We start from the raw sequence: 13,888 nt of genomic DNA, 5'->3' as shown, positions 1-13,888 counted from the left end.
CCGCGGGATGAGGAAGAACCGGCTCGGCCGCAGCACGGTGGAGGTCACGGAGCTGGGCTTCGGGGGTGGGCCGCTGGGTGGGTTGTTCGCGGCGCTGGACGACGAGACCGCCGCGGGGGCGCTGGCCGCGGGGTGGGATCTTGGCATCCGGTATTTCGACACCTCGCCGCACTACGGCATCGGACACTCCGAGCGCCGGATGGGCGACCTCCTCCGCACCAAGCCGCGCGACGAGTTCACGCTGTCGACGAAGGTCGGCCGGCTGCTCGTCCCGCAGGACCCGGCGGGCCGTATGGACGACGCGTTCCAGGTGCCCGCGACGCACCGCCGGGTGTGGGACTTCTCGCGCGACGGCGTCCGCCGTAGCGTCGAGGACTCCCTCACCCGCATGGGCGTCGACCGCATCGACATGCTGTTTCTCCATGACGCGGAGAAGCACTTCGAGGACGCCCTGCGTACCGGCTACCCCGCCCTCGACGAGCTGCGCGCCGAAGGCGTCATAGGAGCCATCGGGGCGGGGATGTACCACACCGGCATGCTCACCAAGCTGGTCCAAGAGGCGGACGTGGACGCGGTGATGCTGTCCGGCTACTACACACTCCTGCAGCACAACGCCCTCGACGACCTGCTGCCCGCGTGCGTCGAGCGCGGCGTCTCCGTACTCGCGGCGTCGATCTTCAACTCGGGTCTGCTCGCCACCCCGCGCCCCGCCGAAGGCGCGCACTTCGAGTACGCGCCCGCCTCGCAGGAACTGCTCGGCCGGACGCACCGCATCGCGGATGTCTGCGAGGCGCACGGGGTGACGTTGCCGCAGGTGGCGATGGCGTTTCCGCTGCGGCATCCGGTCGTGGCGGGCATCGTGGTGGGGATGCGTACCGCCGAGGAGGCGCGGAGCAATCTGGAGTCGTTCGGGGTCGAGATCCCGGACGGGGTGTGGGCCGATCTGCGGGGCGAGGGGCTGCTCGACGAGCGGGCGCCGGTGGCCGCGTAAGGGCTGTTCAAAGCGAGGTCCGAATGCCGTCGGCGTGCGCCGACGGGGTCGATCATGCTGACAGCATGACGGGGCCGGATCGGTGATGCTCTCGCCGCCGTCGGCGAGCATGACTGCCAGGTCGGTCGCGATTCGGCCCGGGGCGCGCCTGGTGCCCCGGTTCCCCGGCCCGGTGGGTGGTTGGGCTCAGGACAGGCTCCGCTGCGCTCCGCCGCAGCTGCTGCCGCGCGGTGGCTGGCCGGTCGGTCGAGCGGTGCGCTGGGCCGGGGTGTGGGAGTGCGACGAGCGGGTCGGCGCCGTTGGGCTGCATGGTTCGGTCGCCGGGTGTGGGTGTCGTCTCGCGCCTTTGGCGCAATGCGGCCAGCAGCGGGAAGGGGGAGGGGCGCCGAGGCAGCGTCGCCGTCCGGCCCAACGGGCCCTCACCGGCCGGCGTGCGGTGGGACGGCGGACGGCGGATGGCGGCGGACGGTCGCTTGGAGCGGTGGACGGCGGTCCGGTTGGGGGCCTCCCCCACCCCCTCTCTAAAAATGCTCGGCCATCGCGCGGCAGCAGCTGCGGCGGAGCGCAGCGGAGCCTCTTTGAGCTCAGCCGCCCGCCGGGCCGAGGAATCGGGACGTTGGGCCGGCCGCCCCCTTCCCCCTTCTCGCCGGCGCTTTGGACCCGGAGGGTCCGAGACGAAACCCGCACCCGCCCGAGCCGAAGGCCGCGAGACGGCGCACGGGCGCGGGCGCAGCGCAGCGTATCTGCACCCGCGAAGCGCAGCGCAGCGAGCCGCACCCACATGCAACACGCGGCGCAGAACCTGATGCCGCGGCGAGGCCAGGTCGCACCTCAACCACTGGAGCGAGCCGTCCGCAGAGTTGCCCTTCGGTGCCCTCCAGGAGAACGCCAGGAAGCCCCGGGATGACATGTTCGCCCAGGCCGACGGAAGTGCTGTTTCCGGGACAACCCCCGCCCCCGGAGCCGTGTCTACCGCTTTGCCGACGCCTTCCCGTTGTGCGTCGGCCTTGACCACCATCAAGCACCGCGAAGGGTTACTTCTGGCATGCGTAAGCACGGAATCATCGCCGCCACCTCCACGCTCGCCCTCGCCCTCGGGGGAGCCTTATTCGCGGCCCCCGCCGCCCAGGCGGCCACCACGGTGGCCTCCGTCGTCCACGAGGACAGCGAGCTCTGGTACAAGGGCGCCGCCGGTCAGACGAACAACCTCAAGGTCTCCGTGGAGGTCGAGCAGCGGGGCGAGTGGGAGTCGTACTACGTCATCACCTTCCGCGACCGGGGTGACATCACCATCGATCCGACCGCGGCGGAATACGACGAGTGCGTGTACCCCTCGGACGCCGACCACACCGTCGTCCGGTGTGCGACCGAAGTCCCCCTGGGCTCCGACGACTCCGACAACTACGACGTCAACCTCGGTGACGGCAACGACACCGTGACGGTCGACGCCGGCAGCGACGCCTACTCCACGATCTATGGCGGTCCCGGCGACGACGTTCTCAAGGGTTCCGCGCGCGATGTGCTCCGCGGCGACGACGGTGACGACCGCCTCGACGGCGGCGGCGGGGTCTGGGGCATGGGGCCGTACGGCGGTCCCGGCGACGACACCATCACCAACTGCTCGATGGACTGCTACGGCGGTCCCGGCAACGACTCCATGAGCGGAGGCGCCGCCGACACCGAGAACAACATGTACGGCGAGGACGGGAACGACGTGATCCACGGCCTGTCCGACGCCGACCACATCTACGGTGGCCGGGGCAACGACACCCTCTACGGCGAGGAGGGTGACGACACGATCTACGGCAACAGCGGAAACGACACGATCTACGGCGGCAAGGGCACGGACACGCTCTCGGGCGGACCGGGCACCAACAAGGTCTACCAGGACTAGGACTGAGCGGCCCGCTCACGAAGGGCGCCGACTGGCGTAGGGCCGCCGTGCCGGGCACGGCGGCCTCCCCAGCGGCAACGCGGTGGTCCCGGTCGCCATGTCGCTAGGCCCAGGCCGGTGTCCAGGTCCCCGTCTTCGAGGAGTGGTCGAATCGCCCGGAGCGCAGATGGTCGCGGAGCGCGGCCAGGGTCGGGTGCGGGTTGTCGCGGTGCCACAGCAGTGAGTGCGGGTAGACCGGTGTCGGGTCGCGCAGGGGGATGCGCCGCAGGCCGTGGTCGGCGGGCCAGACGAGGTGTGTCCGCTCGCCGACGAAGGTCGCCAGTGACCGGGAGTCGGCGATGGTGTCCAGCAGCGGCCCGGTGCCGAAGTCGGGGCTGGTGATCTCGATGGTGAGCCCGAACGCGGCGGCGAGGGCGTCGTAGTAGGCGCCCCATTCGGTTCCGGGGACGAGGCCGGGCATCCAGATCCGGTGTCCGACGAGTTCGGCGGGCGTGACCGCGCGAGCGGCGGCGAGTACGTGGGCCGGTCCGGTGAGCAGCTCGACGGGCTCGTCGTAGACCCGGACGACCCCGATCTGAAGGGGATCGTCGAAGGTACGGGCGCCCCTGATGTCGGCGGGGAGCTGCCGGCCGGGCATGGTGACGGCGCGGAAGGACGCGTCGATCGTGCCGGACCGGATGGCGTCGATGGCCGCGTCGGCGTCGAAGAGGGTCACGACGTCGAGCTCGACCTCGGGGTGCGCGCGATGGAAGTCGCCCAGCAGGGTGGCCGGGGCGAGCCGTCGGCCGATCACGTCGACGCGCAGCGCGCGGCGGCCGGGGCGTACGGCGGCGATCGCCCGTTCCTCGGCTCGTAGGAGGTCGCGGGCGTGGGGCAGGAACGCCTGTCCGTCGATGCTGAGCTTCGCTCCCCGCGGGGTGCGGGTGAACAGCCGCACGCCGAGGGTCTTCTCCAGCGTGGCGATGCGTTTGGAGACGGCCTGCTGGGTGATCGACAGTTCGGCGGCGGCGTCCTGGAACCGTCCCGCGTCCGCGGCGGCCACGAAGGTGCGCACAGCATCGAGATCCACGTCAACCCACGCTACCTGCACAACGATTGGTTGTGCCCACCTGGCCGATCGGTTGTTTGCTCTCGCCGTCTGCCACTCGCTTGGATGCCGGTGGTCAGCGTGTCGTGGTTCGGATCGGCGAGAGGTGGGTGGGGCATGCCGGGTAGGCGGGCGCTGGGGCGGCGGTTCGGGTGGTTGTGGGCGGCTTATGCCGTCAGCGCATACGGCACCGGGCTCGGCTTCGGGGCTTTTCCCCTGATCGCGATCCTCGTGCTGGACTCCGGGCCGACCCAGGTGGCGGCGCTGTCCGCCGCGGGTCTGGTGGTGGGGGCCATGGTCGCGGTGCCGCTCGGTCCGTGGGTGGAGTTCCGTCGCAAGCGGCCGGTCATGGTGGCGATGGACCTGACCCGGTTCGCTGCGCTGATGAGCGTCCCCGCCGCGTACGCGCTCGACCGGCTCAGCTACGCCCAACTTCTCGTTGTCTCCGTCGTCGTCGCTGCGGCCAACATCGCCTTCAGGGCCGCCAGCGGCGCGTATCTCAAGGCGCTTGTGCCGCCGGAGGACCTGCTCGTCGCGAACGGCCGGTTCGAGGCCACGACATGGACTGCGACCGTGGTCGGACCGCCGCTCGGCGGGGTCGCGATCGGGATGTTCGGCCCGGTGACGACCGTGGTCGCCGACGCGGTCAGCTTTCTGCTCTCGGCACTGGGCATCCGCGCCATCGGCGGCAGCGAGCCGCGGCCCGCGCGGACCGGCGCACCGAGCCCCGAGCGGACCGGCGCGCCGCGGCTGCGCGCCGGCGATCTGCTCGAAGGCTGGCGCCACATCCTGGGCCATCGGGTGCTGCGCCCGCTGTTCTTCAACACGATCCTGGTCAACGGCCTGATCATGGCGACGCAGCCGCTGCTCGCCGTACTCCTGCTGGACCGCCTCGGGTTCGCGCCCTGGCAGTACGGCCTCGCGTTCGCGGCCCCTTGTATCGGCGGCCTCGTCGGCTCACGTCTGGCACCCCGGCTCGTGGCGCGGTTCGGGCAGCACAGGGTGTTGCTCACCGCCGGGGTGCTGCGCGCGTGCTGGTCCATCGGGTTGGTGTTCGTCCAACCCGGTGTCCCTGGGATCGTGCTCATCATCGCCGTCCAGCTCGGCCTGGTGACCTGCTGCGGCGTGTTCAACCCGGTGCTGTCCACCTACCGGCTCGACCACACCGACCCCGGCCGGGTCGCCCGCACCCTGACCGCCTGGTCGGTCAGCAGCAGCGCCACCACCGCGGCCCTGACCGCCGTATGGGGCCTGCTGGCCGCCCTCACCGGCCCCCGCCCGGCGATCGCCATCGCCGGGCTGCTCATGCTGGCGACCCCGCTCCTGCTCCCGCGGCGCGACCACACCCCACCGCCACCACACGACGCCGTCGACGGTCTCGACCAGGCTCCGTCTGAAAGGAATCGCCTCTGATCCCAGCGACGCGGAGCGCCCACGACCGCTGCTTGGCGGGGCCAGGCCATGCCCTGCTCGGTGGCGCGGAAGCCGGAGGGTGGTGCTGAAGCGTTGCGTCGCGATCGCCGTGGGTCCCCCAACTTCGGTCAGCGGTAAGCCGCGGGCGGAAGCCTGGATCGAGAATGCTCGTCAGGGCTGGTCTGGACCCTGCTGGTGTCGAGGGCGCAAGCCCGTCCGGAACGCGGTTCCGGACGGCGGCCTGAGCCAGGAATCCCCTTCGTCCACGAAGGGGAGCATTCAACGTCTCTCCTGCCTGATCGTTCATGTGGTCATCCGGGCCGATTCCCGATGGACACACGATCGCCGCACGCGCAGGTCACCGCCCATCCGGCTGGCCACCACGTTGCGGTGGGGGTAGCCCCCCCGCCGCAACACCGGACCGGGCCGGCCGGGGCAGTCAGGTCAGTTGGGGCCGCGGCGACCTGCCCGCCTCGGTGCGGCCAGCAGCGCCAGGCCCAGGGCCAGGATCACCAGCCCGCACCAGGACACCATCGGCAGCCGCTCGCCCACGACTGTGACGCCCAGCACCGCCGCCACCGCGGACTCGGCCAGGCTGAGGGTGGTGGCCACCGACGCCGGGGTGTGGCGCAGCCCGTGGCCGAAGAGGCGGTAGGCGAGAAAGACGGGGAACACGCCGAGGTGGAGGACCACCGCGGCGCCGCGGACGGTGGCGAGCCACGCCGTACCGGTGGCGAGCAGGACGGGCAGTGCCAGCAGCCCCGCCGCGCCGAACATCGCGCCCATGACCGCGGAGGACGGGTGCCCCCGGCCGATGAGGCGCCCGCCGATGAGCGAGTACGTGGCGTACGAAAGCCCGGCGAGCGCGGCGAGGCCGATTCCGGTGGCGTCCATGTGTGCCGGGTCCCCGGTGAGCTGGGGGCCGAGGGTCAGGACGGCGCAGCCGGCCACCGCGGCCAGGGTGGCGACGGCCCAGCGCTTGGCCGGCCTGGCCTGGCCCGTGGCCCAGGCAAGCAGGCCGGTGAAGACGGGTGCGCTGCCCAGCGCGATCACGGCGGCCACGGCCACGCCCGTACGTGACACGGCTGGGTAGAAGCTGAGCGGATTTCCGGCCACGCCGAGCGCGCCGAGGGCGAGGAGCCGCCGCTCCGCGCCGGTGGACGCGGTGAAGAGCGTCCACCGCCCGCGCGTGGTGAGGAACAGCAGCAGCCCGCCCAGGGCCAGGCTCGCGGCGCCGATGGCGAGCGCGGAGGTGCCCGCGGGGGCCATGGAAGCGGCGGTTCCGGTGGTGCCCCAGAGCACCGCCGCAGCGAGGATGGGCAGCGGCCCGTCGAAGAGGCGGTTGGGGCGGGTGCCCGGGGACGTAGGGAGCGGCGCCGGGTGTGACGCGGGGGAAGTCGCGGGGGAAGTCGCGGATGAAGGGGACACGCCGGATGAAGCAGGGGTGTGCTGAGCCACAGTCGTGAACTCCGTTGTCGAAACCGTCAAGAGGCTGGATTTCGAGAACGGGCGCACGACAGCGGCCCCGGGTGGCCCGCGCGATCAGCGCGTGGCGGCGGCCGGGAGCGGCAGTGGGATCAAGCTTTCAGCGCGTGCGCCCGATCAGGCGCACGGCGGCGGTGTTACGGCGTGCCAGTAGGTGTCCACGCGGGGATCCTAGCCGACGGGAGTTGGGGCCTGTACGCCAGGAAGCGTGCCCCAGGAAGCGTGCCCCAGGAAGCGTGCGTCAGGAAGCCTCGCCAGGAGCCCGACGGAACGGTACGGGTCACAGGGCCGTCAGTACGCGCGGGCCGTCCTCCGTGATGGCCACCGTGTGCTCGCTGTGCGCCGCACGGCTGCCGTCCGGGGTGCGCAGCGTCCAGCCGTCGGCGTCGGTCGTGTACGCGTCGAGGCCGCCCGCCATGAACATCGGCTCGATGGCCAGCACCAGCCCGTGCCGGAGCGGGTAGCCGCGGCCGGGGCGGCCCTCGTTGGGCACCGGCGGGTCCTCGTGCATCCGGCGGCCGATGCCGTGGCCGCCGAAGTCCTCGGGGATGCCGTACCCCGCGGCGCGCCCGACCGTGCCGATGGCGTGTGCGATGTCCCCCATGCGGGCCCCGACCACGGCCGCCTCGATGCCTGCCGCCAGGGCCTGCTGGGTGGCCTCGATGAGGCGCTGGTCGGCGGGGCGCGGGGTGCCGACGATGAAGCTGACGGCGGCGTCGCCGGCCCAGCCGTCGACGATCGCGCCGCAGTCGATGCTGACCAGGTCGCCGTCGCGCAGCCGGTAGCCGTTGGGGATGCCGTGGACGATCGCGTCGTTCACGGAGGCACAGATCACGGCCGGGAAGGGGGTGGGCGCGAAGTGCGGCCGGTAGCCGAGGAAGGGCGACTCGGCCCCCGCCTCCGCGAGCACCGCGCGCGCCACCTCGTCCAGCTCGCGCAGCGACACGCCGACCGTGGCGGCCTCCTGCGTGGCGGCGAGCGCGGCGGCGACGACGCGCCCCGCCTCGCGCATGGCGTCCAGCGACGCGTCGGTCTTGATCTCCACCATGGTGGCCTCCTGATGATGCGGCGAGGTCCCTCGACCCAATTCTTATACCGGTATTAGTATCACGGTCATGGTGCGCACCCCTCTCACCCCGCTGGAACGCGAACGCGGCCGGTACCTCGGCCTCCTCCTCCGCCAGGCCCGCGGCGAACGCAGCATGGCCGAGGTCGCCGCCGCGGCCGGGATCTCCGCCGAAACCCTCCGCAAGATCGAGACGGGCCGGGCCCCGACCCCCGCCTTCTTCACCGTCGCCGCCCTGGCCGGCGTCCTCGGGCTGCCCTTGGGCGAGCTGGCCGGACGGTGCGCGGAGGTCACGCTCGCAGAGGAGGTCGCACCGGAGGCGGCGGGTGCCGCGGCCTAGTACGGCGCTCAACTCGGGCTCCAGGTGGGCGAATTAGCGTCCCGAGCCGCGTCGGCAAACTCAGCCGCGCGGTTCAGGCCGCTTTCCATCGAAGAGGAACGCCCATGCGCCGCCATCTCCGTATCGCACTCGCCACCGCCACCGCCGCCCTCGCGCTCTGCGGCTCCCTGGGCGTCGCGGGTGGCAGTGCGACCGCCCGCGCCCAGTACGACGACCACAAGTGCTCGGACAACGTGGATGTCGATGCCTTCTCCGACGACCTCGACGCGACCCTCTTCCGGAAGAGGTACGTCGGAAACCTCTCCGGCCTCGCCGTCGACGCCGACGGCTCCATCGCCGCGCTCTCCGACCGGTCCCTGCTGTTCCGCCTGGACATGGAGCCCGATCTGAAGCCGGGCGCGGTGACCGATCTCAGGGACGAGCAGGGATATCCCTCGCTCGACTCCGAGGCCCTGGTGATCGACAGCGACAAGACCCGCCTGGTCACCTCCGAGATCGAGCCGTCCATCCGGCTCTACGACGAGTCCGGCAAGAATCCCGTCAAGCTGGACATGCCCAAGAGGCTGCTGGTGAAGCCCGCCGGGCGGGCCCCCGACAGGAATCTGACCCTCGAAGGGCTGACCCTCCAGCCCGGGGGCCACACCCTCATCGCCTCCATGGAGGGGCCGCTGGAAGGGGACGGCAAGGACACCGCGGGGCATACGCTGGTGCGGTTGCAGAGCTGGCATCGGGAGCAGGGCCAGGCCGCGAAGGACTTCAAGATCAGCAAGCAGTACGGCTACGCGGTCGACAAGAATCCCGACAACGCGAACAAGGACCTCGGTATCTCCGAGATCGCCGCGACCCCCGACGGCCGTCTCCTCGTCCTCGAACGCGGCCATTCTCCGAGCGGCAACACCGTCCGCCTCTACCTCGCCGATCCGAGCCAGGCGAGCGACGTCACCGACGTCGAGAACCTGCCCGGGGCGGCCCACCTCGTGAAGAAGACCCTGCTCGCCGATCTCGTCACATGCCCCGACCTCGGCGCGCCCGCCAAGCAGCCCCAGCACAACAAGCTGCTCGACAACATCGAGGGCATGACCATCATCGACCACCCCTCCGATGACGAGCTGACCCTTCTGCTCGTCAGCGACGACAACGCGAACGTGAACCAGATCACCCGCCTGTACGCGCTGACGGTCCGGCTGCCGAGCAGCGGCTCCTGAAGGGCGGAATCCCCAGGTCACGGCGGGGTCCAGGGGCCGAGCCCCTGGCCCCGTTTTGTTGCGGCAGGATGAAATCCGCACACCAGAGCGTTGGTGCCTTCCGGTAGCAAAGGCAGACCGGGAGGTCACGGGTGGCGGACGCGATGGCGGACGAGGCAGGCATACGTCATGGGGATGGGCGGCAGGCCGAGACACGGCAGGACGGCTGGGCGCGGCGGCTGATCCGCTACTGCTGGCGGTACCGGCGTGACGTGCTGCTGGCCCTCGGCGCCTCGCTCGGCGGGATGGCCGTGACGGCGCTGGTGCCGCTCGTCACGAAGCTGATCATCGACGATGTGATCGTCAAGCACGACCGCTCGCTCGCCCCGTGGGCCACCCTGCTGGTCGTCGCCGCGGTCGTCGTCTACGGCCTCACCTTCATCAGGCGCTACTACGGCGGCCGGCTCGCGCTGGACGTACAGCACGATCTGCGCACCGAGATGTTCGCGGCGATCTCCCGGTTCGACGGCAAGCGGCAGGACGAGCTGAGCACCGGGCAGGTCGTCGGTAGGGCCACCAGCGATCTCCAGCTCATCCAGGGGCTGCTGTTCATGGTGCCGATGATGATCGGCAACGTTCTGCTCTTTGTGATCTCGCTGATCGTGATGGCGGCGCTCTCGCCGCTGCTCACCGTCATCGCGCTCGCCCTCGCCCCCGCCCTGTGGATCCTCGCCTCGCGCAGCCGCACCCGCCTGTTCCCCGCCACCTGGTACGCGCAGGGGGAGGCGGCGGCCGTCGCCGGGGTCGTGGACGGGGCGGTCACCGGGGTGCGGGTGGTCAAGGGGTTCGGGCAGGAGGAGCAGGAGACCGGGAAGCTGCGCGAGGTCAGCCGCCGGCTGTTCGCCGCCCGGCTGCGGACCGTGCGCCTGAACTCCCGCTACACCCCCGCCCTCCAGGCCGTACCCGCCCTCGGCCAGGTCGCCATGCTGGCGCTGGGCGGCTGGATGGCCACTCGCGGCCAGGTCACGCTCGGCACCTTCGTCGCCTTCTCGACCTACCTCGCACAGCTGGTCGGGCCGGTCCGGATGCTCACGATGGTGCTCACGGTCGGACAGCAGGCGCGGGCCGGTGTGGAGCGGGTCTTCGAGCTGATCGACACCGAGCCCGCCATCGAGGAGCGCGCCGACGCCCGGGAGCTGCCGGCCGACGCGCCCGCGACCGTCGAGTTCGACCATGTCACCTTCGGCTACGACCCCGACCGCCCCGTCCTCGACGATCTGTCCCTGCGGATCGAGCCCGGCGAGACGCTCGCGGTCGTCGGCGCGTCCGGCAGCGGCAAGTCGACGCTCTCGCTGCTGCTGCCCCGCTTCTACGACGTGTCGGCGGGCGCGGTGCGGATCGGCGGCCACGATGTGCGCGAGCTGACGTACGAATCGCTGCGCGCCGCGATCGGGCTGGTGCCGGAGGACAGCTTCCTGTTCTCCGACACGGTGCGCGCCAACATCGCGTACGGGGCGCCGGACGCCACCGACGAGCAGATCCGCGCCGCGGCCCGCGCCGCCCAGGCCGACGGCTTCATCTCCGCGCTCCCCGACGGCTACGACACCGAGGTCGGCGAGCAGGGCCTGACCCTCTCCGGCGGCCAGCGCCAGCGTGTCGCCCTGGCCCGCGCCATCCTCACCGACCCGCGGCTGCTCGTCCTGGACGACGCCACCTCGGCGGTGGACGCGCGCGTCGAGCACGAGATCCATGAGGCGCTGCGCAGCGTCATGGCGGGGCGTACGACCCTGCTCATCGCCCACCGCCTGTCCACCCTCGCCCTCGCCGACCGCATCGCCGTACTCGACCGCGGCCGACTCGCCGACGTCGGCACCCACGAGGAGCTGAGCGAGCGCAGCGCCCTGTACCGGCGGCTGCTGACAGATCCGGACGAGCTGAGCGGCATCACCCGCGACCCGGCGGGCAGTGCGGCGGGTGGCGACGGCACGGGCCGCTCCGCGGCGGATGCGGAGGACGCGGTGGGTGGCCCCGCGGGCGGCCTCGTCGGCGCGGGCGCGCTCGCCGGGGCCTTCGGCGGGGAGGCTTCAGCCTCCGGGCTCGCCGTGCCGGGGCTGGACGGCGCGCCCGACACATCGCTCCGCGACGGCGACCGAGCGGCCGAGGCCGACAGCTGGGCCGCCGGAGCGGACCGCGCTGTGGCCCGCGCGGTCATCAGCAGCAGCCTGGCGCGGAGGGACGGCCGGCCCGGCGCGGAGCACAGCTCCGCGGCCGAGCCGGAGGGACCGCATCCGGCGTCCGCCGTCGCCCGCGCCGCGGACGGCGGCACGCCCGACGGGGAGGCCCGGCCGCACGACGCGAAGCCCCCGCGCGTCGTCGACGGCGTGACCCCCGAGCTGTGGGTGCGGCGCGACACGACAGACGACAACGGCGCGGACCGCGACCGGGTCAGCGGCGGAGCCCCCGCCGCCCCCGGCCCGGGCATGGCCGGGGCGCTCGCCGGGATGCCCGCCACCCCCGATCTGCTGGCCAAGGTCGCCGCCCTGCCGCCCGCCACCGACACCCCCGACGTCGACGAGGAGCGGGCCGCGCGCCCCGAGCGGGCGTACGGGCTGCGGCAACTGCTGCGCGGGTTCGGGGCGCCGCTCGCGGTCAGCCTTGCGCTGGTGACGGTCGACGCGCTGGCCGGGCTGCTGCTGCCGGTGCTCATCCGGCACGGCATCGACCAGGGCGTCCAGCGGATGGCGCTGGGCGCGGTGTGGGCCGCCTCCGCGCTGGCGCTCGTGATCGTCCTCGCGCAGTGGGCGGCGCAGATCGGCGAGACGCGGATGACCGGGCGGACCGGTGAGCGCGTGCTGTACGCGCTGCGCGTGAAGATCTTCGCTCAGCTGCAGCGGCTCGGGCTCGACTACTACGAGCGCGAGCTGACCGGCAAGATCATGACCCGGATGACCACGGACGTGGACGCGCTGTCGACCTTCCTCCAGACCGGTCTGGTCACCGCCGTCGTCAGCGTGCTGACCTTCTTCGGCATCCTGGTCGCGCTGCTGATCATCGACGTCCAGCTGGCGCTGGTGGTGTTCGCCTCGCTGCCGCTGCTGATCATCGGGACGTTCTTCTTCCGGCGCCAGAGCGTCAAGGCGTACGAGCTGGCGCGTGAGCGGGTCAGCGTGGTCAACGCCGATCTGCAGGAGAGCGTGGCCGGGCTGCGTATCGTGCAGGCATTCCGGCGCGAGCGGGCGGGCCGGGAGCGGTTCGCGGGGCGCAGCGACTCGTACCGTCAGGCGCGGGTGCGCGGCCAGTGGCTGATCTCGGTGTACTTCCCCTTCGTCCAGCTGCTGTCCTCCGTCGCGGCCGCGCTGGTGTTGATCGTCGGCGCCGGGCGGGTCGGCGAGAACACGCTGACGGCGGGCGCGCTGGTCGCCTACCTCCTGTACATCGACCTGTTCTTCGCCCCCGTCCAGCAGCTCTCCCAGGTCTTCGACGGCTATCAGCAGGCGACCGTCTCGCTGCGCCGCATCCAGGAGCTGCTGCGCGAGCCGACGAAGACCCCGCTCGCCGAGGCGCCGCGCGAGGTGCGGGCGCTGCGCGGGGAGGTGGCCTTCGACGGGGTGCGCTTCGGATACGGGGGACACGGTGTGGACGGCGCGAACGGCGCGGACGCTGTGGAGGCGCTGGCGGGCGTCGACCTGACGATCCCCGCCGGACAGACCGTCGCCTTCGTGGGCGAGACGGGCGCGGGCAAGTCCACGCTCGTCAAGCTGGTCGCGCGGTTCTACGACCCCTCTTCGGGGGCCGTGCGGGTGGACGGCACCGATCTGCGCGAGCTCGACCTCACCGCGTACCGCAACCGCCTGGGCGTGGTGCCGCAGGAGCCGTATCTGTTCCCCGGGACGGTGCGCGACGCCATCGCGTACGGGCGCCCGGACGCGAGCGACGCCGAGGTGGAGGCGGCGGCCCGGGCGGTCGGCGCCCACGCCATGGTGGCCTCCCTCGACGGCGGCTATCTGCACGAGGTCACCGAACGCGGACGTAATCTGTCCGCCGGGCAGCGACAGCTCATCGCGCTGGCCCGTGCCGAACTGGTCGGCCCGGACATCCTGCTGCTCGACGAGGCCACGGCCGCGCTCGACCTGGCCACCGAGGCCCTGGTGAACCAGGCCACGGACCGCCTGGCGGGCAGGCGCACCACGCTGGTCGTCGCGCACCGGCTGACGACCGCGGCCCGTGCGGACCGGGTGGTGGTCCTGGACCACGGGCGGGTCGTCGAGGACGGTACGCATGAGGAGTTGGTGGCCCGCGAGGGGCGGTACGCCGAGCTGTGGCGCACCTTCACGGGGCACGCCTACACGGGGGAGACGGCGCCGACGGCCGTCGGCTGACGGCGGGCGGGCGCCGGATGCGTCGTCCGGCCGGGAGGGTGTGCCGTGC

The 13,888-nt window shown here is 72.2% G+C and carries 9 protein-coding genes; 6 read left to right on the top strand and 3 right to left on the bottom strand.

Annotated elements, in window-relative coordinates; all coding sequences use genetic code 11:
* Positions 1-7 precede the first annotated feature (7 nt).
* Entirely contained in the window at positions 8-991 is a 984-nt protein-coding gene (locus ACH4U7_RS20320) for an aldo/keto reductase (RefSeq protein WP_398529250.1), read from the top strand.
* A 1,045-nt stretch (positions 992-2,036) separates the two neighbouring features.
* A complete protein-coding gene (locus ACH4U7_RS20315) occupies positions 2,037-2,885 on the top strand; it encodes a calcium-binding protein (RefSeq protein ID WP_398529249.1) in 849 nt (282 codons plus the stop codon).
* A 103-nt stretch (positions 2,886-2,988) separates the two neighbouring features.
* Here the strand turns inward: ACH4U7_RS20315 and ACH4U7_RS20310 are convergent, their stop codons facing one another.
* On the bottom strand, positions 2,989-3,954 hold the full coding sequence (locus ACH4U7_RS20310) for a LysR family transcriptional regulator (protein WP_398529248.1): 966 nt from the start codon (positions 3,952-3,954) through the stop codon (positions 2,989-2,991).
* A 135-nt stretch (positions 3,955-4,089) separates the two neighbouring features.
* Between ACH4U7_RS20310 and ACH4U7_RS20305 the strand changes: the two genes are divergently transcribed.
* A complete protein-coding gene (locus ACH4U7_RS20305) occupies positions 4,090-5,385 on the top strand; it encodes an MFS transporter (RefSeq protein WP_398529247.1) in 1,296 nt (431 codons plus the stop codon).
* Between the two features lie 444 nt (positions 5,386-5,829).
* On the opposite strand, the gene ACH4U7_RS20300 is transcribed toward ACH4U7_RS20305, so the two are convergent.
* Both ACH4U7_RS20300 and map read right to left on the bottom strand, forming a co-directional pair.
* Complete coding sequence (locus tag ACH4U7_RS20300) at positions 5,830-6,813, bottom strand: DMT family transporter (protein ID WP_398529246.1); 984 nt, start codon at positions 6,811-6,813, stop codon at positions 5,830-5,832.
* Positions 6,814-7,150: 337 nt separating this feature from the next.
* Positions 7,151-7,918 (bottom strand): type I methionyl aminopeptidase, encoded by a 768-nt coding sequence (gene map / locus ACH4U7_RS20295; RefSeq protein ID WP_398529245.1) that lies wholly within the window; start codon positions 7,916-7,918, stop codon positions 7,151-7,153.
* A gap of 67 nt (positions 7,919-7,985) precedes the next feature.
* Between map and ACH4U7_RS20290 the strand changes: the two genes are divergently transcribed.
* The 3 genes from ACH4U7_RS20290 (at position 7,986) to ACH4U7_RS20280 (ending at position 13,839) form a co-directional block, all read left to right on the top strand.
* Positions 7,986-8,276: a helix-turn-helix domain-containing protein gene (locus ACH4U7_RS20290; RefSeq protein ID WP_398529244.1), complete on the top strand. Its 291-nt coding sequence runs from the start codon at positions 7,986-7,988 to the stop codon at positions 8,274-8,276.
* A 104-nt stretch (positions 8,277-8,380) separates the two neighbouring features.
* Positions 8,381-9,481, top strand: a complete 1,101-nt coding sequence (locus ACH4U7_RS20285) for an esterase-like activity of phytase family protein (protein ID WP_398529243.1) — start codon at positions 8,381-8,383, stop codon at positions 9,479-9,481.
* A 143-nt stretch (positions 9,482-9,624) separates the two neighbouring features.
* On the top strand, positions 9,625-13,839 hold the full coding sequence (locus ACH4U7_RS20280; protein WP_398529423.1) for an ABC transporter ATP-binding protein: 4,215 nt from the start codon (positions 9,625-9,627) through the stop codon (positions 13,837-13,839).
* The last annotated feature ends 49 nt before the right edge of the window (positions 13,840-13,888 follow it).

Origin of the sequence: Streptomyces sp. NPDC020845 (assembly GCF_044334165.1) — a bacterium.
GTDB lineage: Bacteria > Actinomycetota > Actinomycetes > Streptomycetales > Streptomycetaceae > Streptomyces.
Note: the sequence above shows the minus strand (reverse complement) of the source record. Positions and strands in the feature narration are given on the sequence as shown.

What these genes read in the sequence shown, in the direction of transcription:
- ACH4U7_RS20320 (WP_398529250.1), top strand. Translation starts at nt 8, where the DNA reads ATGAGGAAGAACCGGCTCGGCCGCAGCACGGTGGAGGTCACGGAGCTG.
- ACH4U7_RS20285 (WP_398529243.1), top strand. Translation starts at nt 8,381, where the DNA reads ATGCGCCGCCATCTCCGTATCGCACTCGCCACCGCCACCGCCGCCCTC.
- ACH4U7_RS20315 (WP_398529249.1), top strand. Translation starts at nt 2,037, where the DNA reads ATGCGTAAGCACGGAATCATCGCCGCCACCTCCACGCTCGCCCTCGCC.
- ACH4U7_RS20305 (WP_398529247.1), top strand. Translation starts at nt 4,090, where the DNA reads ATGCCGGGTAGGCGGGCGCTGGGGCGGCGGTTCGGGTGGTTGTGGGCG.
- map (WP_398529245.1), bottom strand. Translation starts at nt 7,918, where the DNA reads ATGGTGGAGATCAAGACCGACGCGTCGCTGGACGCCATGCGCGAGGCG.
- ACH4U7_RS20280 (WP_398529423.1), top strand. Translation starts at nt 9,625, where the DNA reads ATGGCGGACGAGGCAGGCATACGTCATGGGGATGGGCGGCAGGCCGAG.
- ACH4U7_RS20290 (WP_398529244.1), top strand. Translation starts at nt 7,986, where the DNA reads ATGGTGCGCACCCCTCTCACCCCGCTGGAACGCGAACGCGGCCGGTAC.